This window comes from Polyangiaceae bacterium (assembly GCA_015075635.1).
Taxonomy (GTDB): domain Bacteria; phylum Myxococcota_A; class Polyangia; order Polyangiales; family Polyangiaceae; genus JADJKB01.
Genome location: JABTUA010000001.1, coordinates 2,132,210 through 2,148,782 on the forward strand (window position 1 = coordinate 2,132,210; position 16,573 = coordinate 2,148,782).

Genomic DNA, 16,573 nt, shown 5'->3' on the forward strand with positions numbered 1-16,573 from the left:
GGTCCAAGAGTGGGCGCACGGCCCGCGTCAGAGCCCGCCCGAGCAAACCGAATGTTCTTCAACAAAGACAACGAGAAGCCCGCCACCGCACGCCGCCCGCTGCCGGCGCTGCCGCTGCGCGACATCATCGTGTTCCCGCACATGGTGAGCCAGCTGTTCGTCGGGCGCGAGAGGAGCATCGCCGCCCTCGACGACGCGATGGCGCGCGACAAGGAGATCTTCCTGGCCGCGCAGAAGAGCGCGAAGACCAACGACCCGACGCCCGAAGACGTGTTCCAGGTCGGGACCATCGGCACCATCGTTCAGCTCTTGCGCTTGGCCGACGGCACCGTGAAGGTGCTGGTCGAGGGCCGTCAGCGCGCCAAGATCGCCCGCTTCGTCGACGGTCAGAACCACTTCCTGGTCGAAGTCGAGGAGCTCAGCGAAGACGTCCAGACGGGGGTCGAGGTCGAGGCGCTGATCCGCAGCGTGCAGAGCACCTTCGAGGTGTACGTGAAGCTGAACAAGAAGGTTCAGCCCGAGGTGCTCATGCAGGTGCAGAGCATCGACGATCCCGCGAAGCTCAGCGACACCATCGCCGCCAACCTGCCCACCATCAAGCTCGCCGATCGCCAGGGCCTGCTCGAGACGCTGGAGGCCAAGAAGCGCCTCGAGCGGCTGTACGAGCTGATGCAGGCCGAGATCGAGATCCTCCAGGTAGAAAAGAAGATCCGCTCCCGCGTCAAGAAGCAGATGGAGAAGACGCAGAAGGAGTACTACCTGAACGAGCAGATGCAGGCCATCCAGAAGGAGCTGGGTGGCGGCGAGCGCGACGAGTTCAAGAGCGAGATCCAGGAGATCGAGGAGAAGCTCAAGACCAAGCAGATGAGCGAGGAGGCTCAGCAGAAGGTCAAGAAGGAGCTCAAAAAGCTCAAGATGATGCACCCGACGAGCGCGGAGGCGACCGTCGTGCGCAACTACATCGACTGGATCTTGAGCTTGCCCTGGTACGACACCACGGAGGAGCGCTTCGACATCCTGGAGGCCGAGAAGATCCTGGACGAGGATCACTACGGTCTGAAGAAGTGCAAAGAGCGCATCATCGAGTATCTGGCGGTGCAGGCGCTCACCAAGCAGCTCAAGGGTCCCATCCTGTGCTTCGTCGGGCCGCCCGGCGTGGGCAAGACCAGCATCGCCAAGAGCATCGCGCGGGCCACGGGCAGGAAATTCGTTCGCCTGTCACTCGGCGGCGTACGTGACGAGGCGGAGATCCGCGGCCATCGCCGCACCTACATCGGCGCGCTGCCGGGCAAGATCATCCAGAACCTGAAGAAGGTCGGCACCGCGAACCCGGTGTTCTTGCTCGACGAGATCGACAAGATGAGCACGGATTTCCGCGGCGATCCGGCGGCGGCGCTGCTCGAGGTGCTCGATCCGGAGCAGAACCACAACTTCAACGACCACTACCTCGATCTCGACTACGACCTGTCGCAGATCATGTTCCTGACCACGGCGAACACGCTGGGCGGGATTCCGCTGCCGCTCCAGGACCGCATGGAGATCATCCAGCTCTCGAGCTACACCGAGTTCGAGAAGCTGAACATCGCCCAGAAGTACCTGGTGCCGCGCCAGAAGCACGAGTGCGGTCTGGACGAGGTCGACTTCTCGTTCAGCGAGAACGGGGTGCGCACGGTCATCCACCACTACACGAAGGAGGCCGGCGTCCGCAGCCTGGAGCGCGAGGTCGCGAGCATCTGCCGCAAGGCGGCCCTGCGCGTGGTGAAAGAGGGCAAGGAGCTCAAGATCGAGATCAAGGGCTCCGACGTGCCGAAGTACCTGGGCGTGCCCAAGTACCGCCTGGGCAAGAAGGAGGAGGCCGACTCCATCGGCCTGACGCACGGCCTGTCCGTCAGCGAATACGGCGGCGACATCCTGGACTGCGAGGTCAGCGTGGTGCCGGGCAAGGGCAAGCTGGTGATCACCGGCCTGCTCGAGAAGGGCATGGAGGAGAGCGCCCAGGCGGCGATGAGCTACATCCGCAGCCGCGGCGGCGCCCTCTCCCTCGAGCCGGAGTTCTACCAGAAGATCGACGTGCACGTTCACTTCCCGGACTTCGTCCGCAAGGACGGCCCCAGCGCAGGCGTGACCATGGCGACCAGCATCGCCAGCGCGCTCACGCGCCAACCGGTGAAGAGCGACGTGGCGATGACCGGGGAGATCACGCTGCGCGGGCGCGTGATGCCGATCGGTGGACTGAAGGAGAAGCTCCTGGCGGCTCACCGCAACGGTATCAAGACGGTGCTGATCCCCAAGGACAACCGCAAGGACCTGCGCGAGATCCCGCGGCGCGTGCTCAAGGCGATGCGCATCGTGCTGGTGGATCACATGGACGACGTCTTGCGCGAGGCGCTGGCGCTGACCGACCCAGACAAGATGTTCGGCGCGCGGCGCCTGTTCATGGAGTACCGAAACGGCGAGCTCTGGGCTCCGGAGTCCGGCACGCCCGCGCCGCCGCCGGCGGCCCCGGGCAGCGGCAGCGACAGCCCTGGGGAGCAGCCGGGAATGTCCTGACCCGCGGCGGCGTCCCGGAGATTTTGCGCCACGAACGCCACGAACGCCACGAACGCCACGAAGAGAATTTCAATTTCTCAGAGCACTTGTGGCGGCGCTCCCGAGCCGGAGGCCGAGAAGATGGGTCGCGGCGGCTTCGTCAGGTGTCACCCATGTGCCCGGTCTGCTCCTCTGCCCCCTGAAGTTCTCTTCCCTCGTGGCGTCGTGGCGTCGTTGCGTCGTGGCGCAACCGCTGCTCGTCCGGCGCGCCCTCCGGATGAGCGGAACCTCCGCGGGCCACGCCGACGCGGTCAGGTCTGCCCCCTGAAAATTTCTCCTCCGTCGTGGTGTCCCTCTTCAGGGACTTCCAAGGGTCGTCGTGGCGTTCGTGGCGTCGTGGCGCAATTTCCGGCTCTGGGACTCACTTCTTGCCGAGGGCTTCGGCGAGGCCCAACACGTGCTCCGCGCCGTGCGGCACCTGGATGCTGGAGCCCTTGAAGGAAGTGCCCAGCGGCTCCGCGTGACCTTTCAGGCAACCGGCCAGGAACACCTCCGCGACGGCGTTGAAGCTCGTGCGGTTCTCCGGGCGCGCGAAGCCGTGGCCCTCGTCCGGGTAGAGCACATAGGTGACCGGGATCTTCTTGGCGCGCATGGCGCTCACGATTTGATCCGACTCTGCCTGTTTCACCCGAGGGTCGTTGGCGCCCTGGCCGATGAGCAGCGGGCGCTCGATCTTGCCGACGTGCGTCAGCGGCGAGCGCTCGGTCAGGAGCTTCTTGCCCGCCTCGGTCCGCATGTCGCCGACGCGGGTCAGGAACTCCTCCTTGAAGGACTCCCAGTAGGGTGGGATCGACTCGAACAGCGTGTTCAGGTTGGACGGGCCGACGATGTCCACGCCGCAGGCGAAGGTCTTGGGCGTGAAGGTCAGCCCCACCAGCGTGGCGTAGCCGCCGTAGCTGCCGCCCATGATGGCGACCTGATCGCGCGTGGTGACGCCGCGATCGACGGACCAGGCGACCGCGTCGATCAGATCGAGGTGCATCTTGCCCGCCCACTCCAGGTTCGAGGCGTTGACGAAGGCCTTGCCGAAGCCGGTCGAGCCCCGATAGTTGACGCTGAGCACGGCGTAACCGCGGTCGGCGAGCCACTGGTGGTAGGGGTGGTAGCCCCAGCGGTCGCGGGCCCAAGGTCCGCCGTGCACGAACAGGACGAGCGGGCTCGGCGCGTCGGCGCGCTCGCCGGCGCCGAGGCTCCGGCCTCGCGGAAGGGTCAGGTAGCTCGGTAGCCCGAGCCCGTCTCGCGCCGGGATCAGCACCGGGTGCATCTTGGCGAGCGCGTGTTTGTCGAGCTCCGGGCGCTCGCTCATCAGGAGCTTGGCGCGCTTCTCCTTGCGGTCCCACAGGTAGAAGCGCGCGGCGGCGGTGTCGAGCGTGTAGGCGACGACCCAGCGCTGGTCGTCCAGCGACTGGCTGACCACCTGGAAGTCGCCGTCGGCGACCTGCCGGAGCGCGTCGAAATCGGGCTGAATGGCCGGGTCGATGACCTGCCAGTCGCGGCGCAGGTGTTCGCTGGCGGCGGCCCGCGGCACGCGCGTCGCCGGATGGCTGAAGACCTCCACGACGTCGGCGGTGTCGCGTTGCGCGAGGACCTTCGCGTCCTTCTTCCCCAGGCTCACCCGCTCGAGCACGCTCTTGTCGCGGCCGAGGCTGCTGGTCCAGTAGAGCTCCTTGCCGCTCGCGTCGAGGCCGATGACGTTCGTGTTGCGCGTGTCCTCGAACGGAATGCTCTTCCAGGGCTCCCACTTCGCGCCTTTCCGCTCGAGCAAGGAGTAGCCGCCACCCTTCACGCTCTCGAGGGCGAAGCGCAGCCGGAGCTCGTCGTCCGCCACGTAGCTCGCCTTGCCCTCGTTCTTCTCGACCAGGGTCAGCTTGCCAGTGGTCAGATCCACGCGATGGACGTCGTGCCACTTCTTGTCGCGGTCGTTGATGCCGACCAAGAGCTCCTTGGGCTTCTTGGGGCTGCCCTGGACGATGCGGGCTTGCACGCCTTTCATCGGCGTCAGATCCAGCGCCTTGTTCGTGCCGAGGTCCACGCTGAAGACGTGCCAATTCTCGTCGCCGCCTTCGTCCTGCGCGTAGAGCACGTGGCTGTTCGTGAAGGCCCAGGTGTGGACGCGAATACCGCGCTTCTTGTCGCTCGTGACCGGCTTGGCACGGGTGAGGTCGTCGATGGGCGCGACCCACACGTTGAGCACGCCGTCCACCGGCGCGAGCCAGGAGAGCTGCTTTCCGTCCGGGGAGATTCGCGGCGAGGCGCGCTCGGGGTTGCCGAAGAAGACGTCTCGCGGAATGAGCTTCGGCGCGGGTGCCACGCTCTCGGGCGGGGTGGCGCTCGGCGTCGAGCTCGGAGCCGGCGACGGCGCCGAGCCCACGGCGGGCGGCGAGCCGCACGCGGCGGCGAGCAGGAACACGAAGCCGAACAGGGGGCGGCGCGACATGGGCCCGGACGATGCGACGGTCCGCTCGGCGTGTCGAGGCCGCCGGGCGCGATCCGTGGTAGGAAGGAGCGCAGGAGGTCGCGATGCGGGCAGCGCAGCTCTTGGCTTGGTGTGTGGTGGGAACGCTCTCGGTCGGCGCGTGCGGTGGCAAGACCGAGGGCGGGGGCAGCGGCGGCAGCGGCGCGCAGGCTGGTAGCGGTGGCGGAGCTGGTACGGCGGGCAGCGGAGCGGTCGCCGGCTCGGGCGCGTTCGGCGGTGCCGGCGGCGCCATGGGCGGCATGGGGGGCATGGGGGCCATGGGCGGCATGGGGGCCATGGGCGGCATGGCGGCCACGGGTGGCATGGGCGCCATGGGCGGTGGTGGAGGAGGCTCGCTCGACGCCAAGGCGGAGAAGGTCTGCGCAGTGATAAACCAGCTGCCGTGCGCCCTGCCGAGCTGCAAGAAGGAGCTCAGCGAGGCCATCGACTACGCCCAGTCCATGGGCTGCACCGACGAGCTCGGCATGCTCTTCGACTGCGCGCTCAAGTACCCGATGGGCTGCGCGGGCGGTGAGCCTTCGCTCCCGCCGGCGTGCGACAAGTACTCGGACGCGTTCCAGGCGTGCATCGGCGTGAATCCCGGCTGCCAGGGCTGGGGCTCGAGCGACGGCAGCTGCGGCATGAGCTGCGGCTACTTCGATGTGACGTGCAAGCCGTTCCCCGGGGGCGGGCTGCAGTGCTACTGCGAATCGGGCCCGAGCTCCGGCAAGGTCTTCAACCTACAGGGCAGCTGCAACTCGCCCGGCTTCGAAGACGCCATCAACAACGTCTGCGGCTGACCCAGCCTCAGCGACGGCGCCGCAGGCGACTGGCGAGGAGCCCGAGCAGCGCCAGCGCGCCGAGCGCGGCGCCGCGGTCGCGTCCTGCGGCGCGGCACCCGCAGCCGCCGTCGTCCTCCGCGGGCGTCGTGCCGGGCAGGTTGCCGGTGCCGCCGAACGCACCGCCGTCCTTGGCTCCGCTGCCGCCGCTGGCCGCGCTGCCGCCGCCGGAGCCGCCGAAGACGATGCCGCCGTCGCCGCTCGAGCCGCCGCTGCCGCCGGCGCCGGCGTCCGCGTCCACCACGCACTGCCCAGCGGAGCAGAGCTGGCCCTTCGGGCAGACCGCGCCCTGGCAGTCGTCCACGCAGGCGCCGGCCACGCAGTGCGTTCCGGCGGCGCAGCTGGCGCCATTGCAGCCCGGATCCTCGCACTTGCCCGTGGCGGTCGTACACTGCTTGCCCGTGGGGCAGCCGTCGCAGCCGCAGTTGACCTTGCACACACCCTCCACGCACACGAAGTCGGCGTCGCACTTCACGCTCGCGCAAGGGTCGGAGCACACGCCTTCGACGCACTTCTGCCCGAAGGGACACACGACGCCGTCACAGGCGCCCTGGCACTTGCCTGCCACGCACACCTCACCGGCGTTGCAGCTGACGGTCTCGCAGGCCGGGTCGATGCACACGCCGTCCTTGCACTTGAGCCCGCCGAGGCACTGAAACTCGGTGGTGCCGCACTTCGGCACGCAGCTGCCCTTGTAGCAAATCTGGCTGGGCGGACACAGATCGCCGTCGTCGGTCTGGCCGTTGCAGTCGTCGTCGAGGGCATTGCAGCTCTCGGTGGTCGGCTGCCACGTCTGCACGCAGGTGAGCTGCCCGTTCTGGCACTGCATCAGCCCACTGGCGCATTTGCCCTGCTGGCCGCTCACGGTGCAGGGATCGCCGCCGCCGGAGCACTGGATGCCGTCCACGCGCGTGAGCAGGTCGTCGAAGTCGTTGTCGCCGCCGCTCAGCAGATCTTCCCAGGCGAAGTAGAAGGAGTTCGGGTGCGTGACGCTGTTGTAGGTGATGAGGTGAACCCAGCTGTTCGGCCCCGTGTTGTCGGGGTTGTACTTGCGCTCCGAGTAGTAGATGTGGCCCACGGTGCCGGCGACGGGACCGCCCGTCGCGGCGAACTGCGGGCAGTTGCCGCTCGTGCCCTCGGGGGTGGCCATGAAGAAGCCGATCTCGCCGCCCTGGTAGTACGGGCTACTCTTGATGCTCAGCACCTTGACGGTGCCCGGTCCGTCGGTGCACTCGAGGAACGAGTGCAGATCGGAGGCCGGCGGCTTCTGCCCGGCGACGACGTTGTACCAGCCGAAGGTGTTCAGGTAGCCCGCGCCGCGCGCGATGACCTTGAAGGTCAGGCCGCAGATCGGCGTGTAGGTCTCCGGGGTGACCGCCGCGGCGGACAGGGCGTTGATGGTCGAGCCGCCCTCTTCGGCGTTCAGGCACACCTGGACGTTCTTGTCGCTGCAGGTGGTGACGCTGCCGTCGATGACCGGGATGGTGGTGTTGTCCGGCTGCTGCAAGGCGGCGGCGCTCGAGGCGAGGGTCGAGAAGAAGAGCCCGAAGACGAGACCCGAAGCGCGGCGGCGGACCATGGGCAAATGATGAAGGCAGGATGGGACGGGCTCAAGGACAATGCTTGCTAGGATGCTCGGACCTGCTTGGACAACCTGACCCACATCCTCGCCGGGCTCCTCTCTGCCGAGCTCGCGAGCCGGTACCGCGCGCGCCGCGCCGAGCCCAAGGCGGAGTGGGTGCGTGCTGCCTACTTCGCCAGCGCCCTCGCCAACAACGTCCCGGACTTCGACTTCGCCTACGTGGGGCTGAGCGGTCCAAAGCTCGGCTACCTGCTGCACCACCGCGGTCACACGCACACGCTCTTGGCCGGGGTGCCCCTCGGGGTCATCGCGCTCGGTCTGGTCTGGCTCTGGGGCCGGCGCCGGCGGCTGCCGTTCTCGAGCGCGGATTGGGCCTGGCTGGCTGCGCTCTCGTTCCTGGGGCCCGCGCTCCACGTGTTCATGGATTTCTCCAACAGCTACGGCGTGCACCCGTTCTGGCCGCTGGACAATCGCTGGGTGTACGGCGACCGCATCTTCATCGTCGAGCCCTTGTTCTGGGCCGCCGCGCTGCCGTCACTGTTCCTCGGCGTGCAGGCGCGCCTCGGCAAGACGCTGCTCGCGCTCTGGCTCACGCTCACGGTGGTGCTGCCGTTCGCGACGCGGATGGTGCCGCTAGCGCTCTCGGGCTTGGTGCTCGTTTGGGTGGTGGCCGGGCTCGCGCTGCTCTGGAAGCGCTCCCCGGCCGCGCGCGCCCTGGTCGCGCTCGCGGGCAGCGCGCTGGTGCTCGTCACGTTCGGCTTGGCCAAACCGCTCGCCGAGCGGAAAGCGCGCGAGGCGCTCGGCGCGGCGTTCTCCGGCGAGGCGCTGCACGACGTGGTGCTGACCTCGAACCCCGCGAACCCCGCCTGCTGGCTGTTCGCTTCGGCCCACACCGCGAGCGACGGCAGCTACGCCGTACGCCGCGGGCGGATCTCGCTCGCGCCCTCGCTCTACCCCGCGGAGCGCTGCGCGCTCTCTTCCGGCCAGACCACCGCGCCGCTTCGGGCCATCGCCCGGCCGAGCAGCGCCGAGGTGTACTTCGAGCGCGAGTTCGTCGCGCCGCTCGCTGAGCTCCAACGCCTCGCTCGGGAGAGCTGCGAGGTGGCGGCGTATCTGCGCTTCGCGCGCCTGCCGTTCTGGGTCGAGCTGCCGGGTACTGGCCTGGTGTTCGGCGACGTGCGCTTCGACCGCGAGCCGGGGCTCGGCTTCGCCGAGATGATCGCGGAGCGCGCTCCGCGCGATTGCCCGCGCTTCGTTCCCCCCTGGGAGCCGCCGCGGAGCGATGTGTTGTCGCTGCCTTCGCGCTGATCAGCTGCCGTTCTGTCCAGGGCGGACCACCACCGGCGCGGACGCCTGGAAGTCCACCGGGATCTTCGAGATGGCTGCGACGTGCTTGCCGGTGCGGACCAGCGCGATGTCGTCCACGAACTCGACGTCCACCTGCAGGCGCTCGCCCAGGTATTTCCGGAACTCCGCCAGCACTTCGTCCAGCACGTCTTGGGAGAAGCGCCCGCCCTTTACCACCCGGAAGGTGATGTGGCCGGCGCGCTCCTGCACCACCTGGAAGCGCTTGATGGCGTAGTCCAGCTCCTTCAGGTAGTGGGCGAAGAAGGTGCCCGGCACGTACTGGCCGTCGCTGCCCTGGATGATCGACTGCACGCGCCCCTGGATGGCGCCGATGCGCGGCGCGCCTCGCCCGCAGGAGCACAGCTCGTCACCCATGGCCTCCGCCAGATCCCCGATGCGGTAGCGGATGAACGGCATGCAGGTGTTGTTCAGATCGGTGATCACCACCTCGCCGACCTCGCCGGGCGCGACCGGGGCGCCGTCCTTCAGGATCTCGACGATGTAGCCCTCCGCCACGACGTGGTGGCCCGCGTGGGCCTCGCACTCGTAGGCGATGCCGGAGAACTCCCGGCTGCCGTACTTGTCGAAGACCCGGCAGCCGAAGGCCTCCTCGATCAGCTTGCGGCTGGGCTCCGGAAGCGTCTGCGCGCTGGACATGATGGCCAGCGGGCGCACACCGGGGTTGCCGGAGCTCTTCACGTAGTGGGCGATGAAGTCCAGCGCCTCGGCGTAGCCGTCGAGCAGCGTGGGCCCGATGGAGGCGATGAGCCGCATCGTCTTCTTCAGGTTCTCCTCGTTCATCTCGAAGACCGGCACGAAGCTCCGATTCGAGAGGATGGCGTCCGCGCGCTCCATCGCGGCCTGCCGCGGGCTCATGCCGATGGTCTGGTGCCAGAGCCGTACGGTGGGGTCGCCGAACTGGTAGCCCGTCCACTCCTGGGCCCGCAGCGTGGCGGCCCAGCGGAATTCGAGCTGCGCGCGGTCGGCGTAACACACGAAGGGCTCGCCGGTGGAGCCACTGGTCGAGATCCGCAGGACCTGACCCTTGTCGTGGTTCTCGCTCATGATGTCGAAGAAGAGGTGCTTTCGGATGTCCGCCTTGGTCAGGAGCGGCAGCTTGTGGAGGTCGTCGCGCCCGCGCACGTCCTCGGGCCGGAGGCCCGCCTCCTGCATCTTCGCCCGGTAGTACGGCACGTTCCGGTAGGCGTGACGCACCAGGCGCCGGAGCTTCTCGTCGCCGAGCTCGCGCGTGGCGCTCGGCGACAGCCACTGCGTCTTCCTGAGCGTCTCGTAGTAGTGCTCGACGTCCCGCGTGATCATCCAGTGCGTCTGGTTGAACGCGGCCATGTAGGTGCGCCACTGCAGGCTCCGGAGCGGGCTCCGCTCCGGCGACCGATCGACCACCGGGTGCTGGCGCAAAAACTGGTGCGCCACGTCCGCGGGCCCGCTGGCGCGGTACTCCCAGAGCGCCTTGCCCAGATCGTACGCGCTCTTCACGCTGGCCCGCGCGGCCTGCTTGTCCAGGAAGCTCTCTCCGGCCTTGCGCTGCTCGAACAGCGTCTCGATCTCCTTGTAGCTGTAGCCCTTGGAATGGGCGGCCACCATGACGAACGACTGCCAGTAGAAGTACTTGCCTTCGTAGGTCAGGAGGTCCTGGAACACCTCCCGGGCGCACATCACGAAGCCGCTCTTGTTGTCCGCGAGCTGCATGCCGAAGGCGCTGTTCAGCATGAAGTTGAAGGCCCGACTGATGTGGTAGCGCTTGTCCTTCTGGCGACCGACCCAGCTTCGCCAGCCTTGCACTACGTCCACCGAGTGCTCGTAGAGCGCGCGGCGCAGGCGCAAGAGGTCCTCGGGCTGGTACTGCAGGTCGGCGTCGATGGTCGCCACCAGTCGGCCGCGCGCCACGGCGGCGCCGCTCTTCCAGGCGGCGGCGATGCCGCGGTTTTGCGGGTGGAAGGCGCCGGTCACGCGCCCAGGGTGGGCAGCCATCATGGCGCGGATCGCCCGCGCGGTGCCGTCCTTCGAGCCGTCGTCCACCAGCACGAGCTCACCGGCGAAGCCACCCTTGTCGAACACGCCGAGCACGCGGGCGGTGAGCTCGGGGACGTTCAGCTCCTCGTTCAGGCACGGGGCGATGACGGACAGCTCGACGTCGGAGGTGCTCATGGCGCGGCTCTGCCCTTTTACCGCCCCGTTCCCGGGTGTTCCAGAGCCGCGTGTCGCCGGGCCTCCAGCCGGTTCATTTCCTCTGGGCGAACGCCGCGAAGCCCGCGACGAACGCGGCGAGCAGCTCCCGGGTCCTCTCGTCGGTGAGCTTGCCTTCGGCGTCGAACAGCTTGCCTGCGCCCGCGACGTAGAGCTGCTTGCCGGTCCAGAGCTCGGTGCCGAGCGTGCGCAGCACCGGCAGGAGCGCGGCCTGGGCGAACCGCGTTCCGCCCATGCCCGGGGTGGCGCCGAGGATCGCCACGGGCCTTCCGGCGAAGACCCGCGCCGTGTCCTTGGGCGGGCGAGAGAGCCAGTCGATGGCGTTCTTCAGCACGCCGGGTATGGAGTGGTTGTACTCCGGCGTGGCGATCAAGAGCCCGTCGGCGCCGGCGATCTTGTCCTTCAAGCGCGCGACCGGCTCGGGGACGCCGTGCTCGCTCTCAAGATCGCCGTCGTAGAGCGGGATGTCCGCGAGGGTCGCGAGCTCGAGGCTCGTCCCTGGCGGCGCGAGCTCCGCCGCGGCCCGGAGCAGGGCCGCGTTGTGGGAGCCTTTCCTGAGGGCTCCCGGCAGCCCGATGAGCGTCGTCATGGATTCACTCCTCCGAGTGTCGTGGGCGGGACAGGGCTTGAACCTGCGACATCCGGCTTGTAAGGGCGCCGGTAGGCGCAATTGCCAGCGAGAATCGCGATCACGACGCGCCCGGTGATCAGTCGCTTTCCGCGGTGAGGAGTCTTGAGTGTCCACGCGCTACTGTCCACGGCGAGCTGGCCCAGGTGGTACGCCTGCCGGTCGCCGAGCGTGACGAGCTGCTCGCCCTGGCGAGGGCCTTGCGCGCCGCTCTGGACGCCGGCGAGCCCCGCCGGGCCCGTGAGCTCGGCCTCGAGCTGGAACGACGTCTGGAGGCCGCTGGCGTGGCCGCAGAGAGCGAGACCGCGTGACCGCGACCCGGACGCTCGTGCCTGCCGCCGGCGAGCTCCTGCGGGCGCGTGGGGTGGCTGGCTCGCGGAGCGTGGTCCTCGAGGTCGTGCGCCCTGGGCAGAGGCCTCACACCTGGCGCGTGGTCTGGCCGGGTGACGTCGCGGACCACGCCGCACGCTGGGCGGCAGAGCGGGGGATCGCGCCGCCGGTGCTCTGGGCGCAGGACGGGCCCTCACGGCTGCGGTAGGCTGAAAAAGGAGGCGCCCGGCAGGTGTGTTCAGGACCCGCCGGGCGCACGATCGATGACGCGATCGACGAAGAAAGAAGTACGGCGGAAGCCCGCGAGAAGCAAGCTCTCGCCGCGGCTGGACGACGCGCAACGGCTGCTCGCCGAGGTCGATCGCCTTCTGGACAAGAACCCGAGGCTCGCATCCGCGCTTCACGAGCTCGCGGACAAACCACGCTTGGGCTGGGCACCCTTCGAATGGCCGGAAGAAGATCCGCCTGACGCCCAATATCGCCGTGTGCGCGAGCTCCACGAGCTCCTGCTCCGCGGCGTCTGCCTGGTGCCGTCCGAGCTCCTGTCCCCAGCGCTCCGAGCGAACGTGCAGCGCTACAGCTCGTTGCCCTTCAGCGTCGACGGGGCGAAGAGCCGAAACCGGACTGATCAGGCGCGAGTGCTCGCGGAGCTGCTCTCGTTCTTCGCACCCGATCGAAAAGTGAGACAGCGGCAGACACAGCTCCGCTCGCGACGAAAGACCGTCCTCCGCGCGTTGGTCACGGCGAAGTGAGACAGCGCCAGGCGACGGCCAGCGTAGGTCGAGCTGATCGATCGGGTTGACCGAAGCCGCTCGGGTGGCGCACAGATGCCACATGAGCAAGACGCAGTGGACGCCGCATGAGCTGCGCCGTGGCGCCGTGATCGCCGGCGTCGACCCGCGAACCTTCCGAGCCGTGCTCGAGGGGCGCCGCGTTCGATCGACGTGCGAGGCGCGCGTTCGAGACGCCATTCGTCAGCTCGAGGCCGAGCAGGGGGCAAACGGTTCGGACACGCCGGTGCACCGCCGCGCGGGATAGACGCGAACGCTGCGAGAGGGCCGCAGCGGGAGAAGACGATGGCCCACGATGACGCGATGTTGGTCACGATGACTCGGGCGGAGCTCCGCGAGCTCGTGCGCGGCGAGGTCGACTCGGCCCTGGCCGAGGCTCTAGCTGGCGCCCGCAAGCCGCCGGCGCTCCTGTCGCGCGCTGCTCTCGCCGATGCGCTGGGCATCTCGCTGCCCACGGTTGATCGCATGAGGCGCGAGCAGGGCTTTCCGCAGTGGGGTGTGGTGGGCGAAGCCCCGCGGTTCGAGCTCGCGGCCGTCCTGGGCTGGCTGAGGCGCCGGGGCGATGCTGGGGGCGACGAGCCGGCCTTGCGCGTCGTGAAGGGCGGGCGAGGTGGCTGACGCCGGCGCGGGCCCGATGGGCATCAGGGTGCAGGTCGCCCTCTGCAGCGCTGACGCCAGCCTGCGTCCCGCCGTGCGTCACGTCCTGATGGTCATGGCGGTCTTGGCCAACAGACAGACGGGCGTCGGGCTCTCGGGGCAGCAGACGCTGGCACGGGCCACGGGGCTCTCGGTCCGCGCCGTGCGCGAAGTACTCGCCGAGCTGAACGAGTGCCGGTGCAAGCCGGAGAAGCCCTGTCAGCGATGCGTCAGCCCGGTCCGCGTGGAGCGCCGTCGCCGAGGCATGCCCGGTGGCGTCGGGCGCAACTCCGACGAGTACCGGCTTGCCGTGTCCAAGGAGGCTCAAGCGGCAGGAGCTGCCCCTTCGGGTGGGGACCTCAAGCGGAACGAGGTGCCTCTTGAGCCAGGCGCTACCGGCACCCCCATGCCGCTCGAACCGCCACCTCAAGCGGCAACTGGTGCCACCTCAAGCGGCAGATCAGGGGGACCTCAAGCGGCAGATCAGGGGGACCTCAAGCGGCAGGAGGTGCCGGGGATCCGAGGAGTCTCTGATCCGAGGAGTTTTAGATCCGTGGAGATATCCGAGGAGGGATCGCGCGCAGGCGCGCGCGCACAACGGCCGCAGCTTCAGCTCTCAAGGGAGACGGCGAGAGGGGGGAAGCCGGAGCCGGAGGAATCGGCGCTCGCGGACTTCTTCGAGCCGGGCCCCACGGAAGCCGCATCCCGTGCGTTCGCGCAGCAAGCGCTCGCGGACTTCGAGAGAGAATTCGGCACGCCCTCTCGGAAGGCAGGTGCAGCATGAACGCCGGCCACCCAAGCCGAGCCGCCACGGCAACCGAAGCCCTGCTTTCGGCCTGGCTCCGAGCGTTCCCCCCTCGCGGCGGACGTTGCACGACGGACACGACGGCGCGCCCCAGCGGCTTTCGCGGAGGTTCCGCATGAGCAAGGCACAGCGCAAGACGAGCAACGATCGGCGGGCAACGCACCGCTCGAACGCTCGGGCCTTCGCTTCCCTCGACCGCCGAGCCAAGGCCGTCGAGCTCCGCCTGGCCGGGGCCTCGTACCGCCGGATCGCGACGCAGCTCGGCGTGAACGTGAGCAACGCCTTCCGGCTGGTCCAGCGCGCGCTCGCCGACGCGCATCGGCTGGTCCGAGAAGACGCCGATCGCTTGGTGCAGCTCGAGCTCATGCGGATGGACCGCTGCGTCCAGAAGCTGGAACGCGGGCTCAACTCCCGCGACGACGAAACCGTGGCGCGCGCTGTCCGCGAGCTCGTGCGCGTGAGCGCGAGCCGCCGTCGTCTGCTCGGCCTGGACCAACCCGCGCAGCTACACGTCGCCGGCGTGCCCACGGCCGGCGTGTTCATCGGCTGGAGCGACGAGGACCTCGAGCGGTTCGTGAAGACCGGCGAGCACCCGGACCGCCGACTGCCGCCGCAAGCCATCTTGCTACCGAAGCTCGAGGAGCTTGACCAGGCCGACAACCAGGGGACCGAAAAGCCATGATGAAAGAGAACGACGCAGCGGAGCTTGGCGAGCGCGAGAGCTTCCCCGGTTGGACCGACGAAGAGCTCAAGCGGTTCGCGGCGACGGGGCAGAAGCCGGAGGGCGCAGAGGGCGAGCAGCCCGAGCCGCACCCGGGCTGCCCAGGCTGCCGCGCGCTGGCCGCCGAGATCCTCGAGCGCGACCGCCACCTGGCCGAGCTCATCGCCTCGCTACAGGCCGAGCTCGAGCGCCGCACGGCGGGGGGACCAGACGACAACGCAGGGGGACAGTGAAACGCATGCTGACGCTGGCCGCGAGGCTGGCGGGAAGGACACGAACCATGGACAAGGACCAAGAGATTGCAAGGCTGCGCGACGAGCTCGAGCGCACCCAAGCGCAGTTGCTCGCGGCGCGGATGGCGCTGCGCGAGGCCGGCGCCGAGCAGAGCGCCCGGCCCGGCGTTTCGGTGAAGCTGCCGCCGAACGCACCAAAGGGCTGTCGGGTCACCACCGAGAGCGTGCTGGGGTTCAGCGCGCGCGGCGAGCGGCTCTACCTGGCACCGGGCGACGTCGTGCTCGAGGTCGGAGCCGGCGACGAAGCCAAGCTCGAGGAAGCTCGCGCCGTCCTGGGCGGGCGCCGCGTCGAGGGGCTCTGCGCTGACTCGTTCCGCGAGCTCGAGGCGGCCGCGTACCTCGGGGGTGCAGCGTGAGCGGCGCGGCACTGCGGACGCTCTGCGCGACCCGCCTGACCGAGATGGAGGCCGCGTGCGCTTCGGTGCGCGCGCTCATCGAAACGCCGGCGTCGACGAACGTGGAAGTGATCACTCCGCTCGAGATCACGCTCACGCGCGGCGTCGACTACCTCCGCCGACACCTGAACGCCGCCATCGCTCAGGAGCAATCGCTGCGCCGGTCCGACGCGGACAAGGAAGGATTCACGCCCGACCCATGAGCCTGCGCGAGAACCTCATCGCCGCCGGCGTCATCCGGCCGCGGGATCCCGACGCCCCGACGCCGCTTCGGCCTTCGCAGGGCGAGCCCGTGTTTCGCATCGACGCGCGAGGCAAGGCCGCGGCGCTGGACGACCGCTTGACCGTGGAGTGCGAGGACCTCGCCGCCGAGGTCGAGCTGCTCGCGAGGGGGGGCCGACGATGACGACGGCGAAGAAGCGGCGAGCTCCGAAGGCGAAGCTCGAGCCCAAGCGCAGGTCCGCCAAGAAGCCATCGGCGGTGGCGCCGAGGTCCTTCGGCGCGCACGTGGAGCGCTGCGCGGCCGAGGACGCGTCACCGGATGAGTTCGGGCTCGACGTCGCGGTCAACGTGGCCCGGGCCGCGATGCTTCTCGGGGATGGCGTGAACCGCTACTTCCCCGCTCTGCGCCGCGGACACGCCCCCGACCTTCGGGTGTATTCGGCAGCCGTCGCAGCGCGCACGAAGGCGCACGAGATCGTCCGGAGCTTCCACCAGCTCCCAGCTCTGGACGATTGCGGCGACCTGGCGCGCGACCTCGCCCGCACCGCGGACGTGCTCGAGGCGCTCGCGGCCGATCCGCCCGTCGCGGGTTCGATCTATCGCCTGACCGCGCTCGGGTCCGCGCTCTCGCGAATTCAGACGAGCTGCCTCCAGATCCTCGGCGCCGTTCCGCAGGGGGGAGGCTGACCGTGAACGCCAGCGTTGCACGCCGGAGCTCGAGCCCGCGCACAG

General features: G+C 69.0%; 17 protein-coding genes. 13 read left to right on the forward strand and 4 right to left on the reverse strand.

Annotated features, from left to right (window positions below):
• The first annotated feature begins 51 nt into the window (after positions 1-51).
• Positions 52-2,550 carry an endopeptidase La gene (gene lon, locus HS104_09550; protein ID MBE7480214.1) on the forward strand — a complete coding sequence of 833 codons (2,499 nt, stop codon included), beginning with the start codon at positions 52-54 and terminating at the stop codon, positions 2,548-2,550.
• Positions 2,551-2,950: 400 nt separating this feature from the next.
• On the opposite strand, the gene HS104_09555 is transcribed toward lon, so the two are convergent.
• On the reverse strand, positions 2,951-5,026 hold the full coding sequence (locus HS104_09555) for a S9 family peptidase (GenBank protein ID MBE7480215.1): 2,076 nt from the start codon (positions 5,024-5,026) through the stop codon (positions 2,951-2,953).
• A gap of 83 nt (positions 5,027-5,109) precedes the next feature.
• Here HS104_09555 and HS104_09560 point away from each other — a divergent pair, with 83 nt between their 5' ends.
• Complete coding sequence (locus HS104_09560) at positions 5,110-5,844, forward strand: hypothetical protein (protein MBE7480216.1); 735 nt, start codon at positions 5,110-5,112, stop codon at positions 5,842-5,844.
• 7 nt (positions 5,845-5,851) lie between these two features.
• Here the strand turns inward: HS104_09560 and HS104_09565 are convergent, their stop codons facing one another.
• Complete coding sequence (locus HS104_09565; protein ID MBE7480217.1) at positions 5,852-7,462, reverse strand: DUF4114 domain-containing protein; 1,611 nt, start codon at positions 7,460-7,462, stop codon at positions 5,852-5,854.
• Positions 7,463-7,528: 66 nt separating this feature from the next.
• Between HS104_09565 and HS104_09570 the strand changes: the two genes are divergently transcribed.
• Positions 7,529-8,773, forward strand: coding sequence for a metal-dependent hydrolase (locus tag HS104_09570; protein ID MBE7480218.1), 1,245 nt, complete (start codon positions 7,529-7,531; stop codon positions 8,771-8,773).
• Here HS104_09570 and HS104_09575 read toward each other — a convergent pair whose 3' ends face one another.
• Together HS104_09575 and HS104_09580 are read right to left on the reverse strand one after the other, a co-directional pair.
• A complete protein-coding gene (locus tag HS104_09575; GenBank protein MBE7480219.1) occupies positions 8,774-10,981 on the reverse strand; it encodes a glycosyltransferase in 2,208 nt (735 codons plus the stop codon).
• Positions 10,982-11,054: 73 nt separating this feature from the next.
• Positions 11,055-11,609, reverse strand: coding sequence for an NAD(P)H-dependent oxidoreductase (locus HS104_09580; protein MBE7480220.1), 555 nt, complete (start codon positions 11,607-11,609; stop codon positions 11,055-11,057).
• A 134-nt stretch (positions 11,610-11,743) separates the two neighbouring features.
• Here HS104_09580 and HS104_09585 point away from each other — a divergent pair, with 134 nt between their 5' ends.
• The 10 genes from HS104_09585 to HS104_09630 all read left to right on the forward strand — a co-directional run bounded on the left by HS104_09585 (position 11,744) and on the right by HS104_09630 (position 16,528).
• Positions 11,744-11,959, forward strand: coding sequence for a hypothetical protein (locus tag HS104_09585; GenBank protein MBE7480221.1), 216 nt, complete (start codon positions 11,744-11,746; stop codon positions 11,957-11,959).
• Complete coding sequence (locus HS104_09590) at positions 11,956-12,186, forward strand: hypothetical protein (GenBank protein ID MBE7480222.1); 231 nt, start codon at positions 11,956-11,958, stop codon at positions 12,184-12,186. The genes HS104_09585 and HS104_09590 overlap by 4 nt, the downstream gene beginning before the upstream one ends.
• Positions 12,187-12,241: 55 nt before the next feature.
• Entirely contained in the window at positions 12,242-12,730 is a 489-nt protein-coding gene (locus HS104_09595) for a hypothetical protein (GenBank protein ID MBE7480223.1), read from the forward strand.
• A 324-nt stretch (positions 12,731-13,054) separates the two neighbouring features.
• Positions 13,055-13,387: a hypothetical protein gene (locus HS104_09600; protein ID MBE7480224.1), complete on the forward strand. Its 333-nt coding sequence runs from the start codon at positions 13,055-13,057 to the stop codon at positions 13,385-13,387.
• 938 nt (positions 13,388-14,325) lie between these two features.
• Entirely contained in the window at positions 14,326-14,892 is a 567-nt protein-coding gene (locus HS104_09605) for a hypothetical protein (protein MBE7480225.1), read from the forward strand.
• Complete coding sequence (locus tag HS104_09610) at positions 14,889-15,164, forward strand: hypothetical protein (GenBank protein MBE7480226.1); 276 nt, start codon at positions 14,889-14,891, stop codon at positions 15,162-15,164. The genes HS104_09605 and HS104_09610 overlap by 4 nt, the downstream gene beginning before the upstream one ends.
• A 47-nt stretch (positions 15,165-15,211) precedes the next feature.
• Positions 15,212-15,580: a hypothetical protein gene (locus HS104_09615; GenBank protein ID MBE7480227.1), complete on the forward strand. Its 369-nt coding sequence runs from the start codon at positions 15,212-15,214 to the stop codon at positions 15,578-15,580.
• On the forward strand, positions 15,577-15,822 hold the full coding sequence (locus tag HS104_09620) for a hypothetical protein (protein ID MBE7480228.1): 246 nt from the start codon (positions 15,577-15,579) through the stop codon (positions 15,820-15,822). Before HS104_09615 ends, HS104_09620 begins: the two co-directional genes overlap by 4 nt.
• Complete coding sequence (locus HS104_09625; GenBank protein MBE7480229.1) at positions 15,819-16,025, forward strand: hypothetical protein; 207 nt, start codon at positions 15,819-15,821, stop codon at positions 16,023-16,025. The genes HS104_09620 and HS104_09625 overlap by 4 nt, the downstream gene beginning before the upstream one ends.
• The gene (locus tag HS104_09630; protein MBE7480230.1) at positions 16,022-16,528 is read left to right on the forward strand and encodes a hypothetical protein; all 507 of its coding nucleotides are present in this window, start codon (positions 16,022-16,024) and stop codon (positions 16,526-16,528) included. Before HS104_09625 ends, HS104_09630 begins: the two co-directional genes overlap by 4 nt.
• Positions 16,529-16,573: the final 45 nt, after the last annotated feature.

Coding starts and splice junctions, on each gene's coding strand:
- lon (MBE7480214.1), top strand. CDS start 52: ATGTTCTTCAACAAAGACAACGAGAAGCCCGCCACCGCACGCCGCCCG.
- HS104_09555 (MBE7480215.1), bottom strand. CDS start 5,026: ATGTCGCGCCGCCCCCTGTTCGGCTTCGTGTTCCTGCTCGCCGCCGCG.
- HS104_09560 (MBE7480216.1), top strand. CDS start 5,110: ATGCGGGCAGCGCAGCTCTTGGCTTGGTGTGTGGTGGGAACGCTCTCG.
- HS104_09565 (MBE7480217.1), bottom strand. CDS start 7,462: ATGGTCCGCCGCCGCGCTTCGGGTCTCGTCTTCGGGCTCTTCTTCTCG.
- HS104_09575 (MBE7480219.1), bottom strand. CDS start 10,981: ATGAGCACCTCCGACGTCGAGCTGTCCGTCATCGCCCCGTGCCTGAAC.
- HS104_09580 (MBE7480220.1), bottom strand. CDS start 11,609: ATGACGACGCTCATCGGGCTGCCGGGAGCCCTCAGGAAAGGCTCCCAC.
- HS104_09595 (MBE7480223.1), top strand. CDS start 12,242: ATGACGCGATCGACGAAGAAAGAAGTACGGCGGAAGCCCGCGAGAAGC.
- HS104_09600 (MBE7480224.1), top strand. CDS start 13,055: ATGGCCCACGATGACGCGATGTTGGTCACGATGACTCGGGCGGAGCTC.
- HS104_09605 (MBE7480225.1), top strand. CDS start 14,326: ATGAGCAAGGCACAGCGCAAGACGAGCAACGATCGGCGGGCAACGCAC.
- HS104_09610 (MBE7480226.1), top strand. CDS start 14,889: ATGATGAAAGAGAACGACGCAGCGGAGCTTGGCGAGCGCGAGAGCTTC.
- HS104_09615 (MBE7480227.1), top strand. CDS start 15,212: ATGGACAAGGACCAAGAGATTGCAAGGCTGCGCGACGAGCTCGAGCGC.
- HS104_09625 (MBE7480229.1), top strand. CDS start 15,819: ATGAGCCTGCGCGAGAACCTCATCGCCGCCGGCGTCATCCGGCCGCGG.
- HS104_09630 (MBE7480230.1), top strand. CDS start 16,022: ATGACGACGGCGAAGAAGCGGCGAGCTCCGAAGGCGAAGCTCGAGCCC.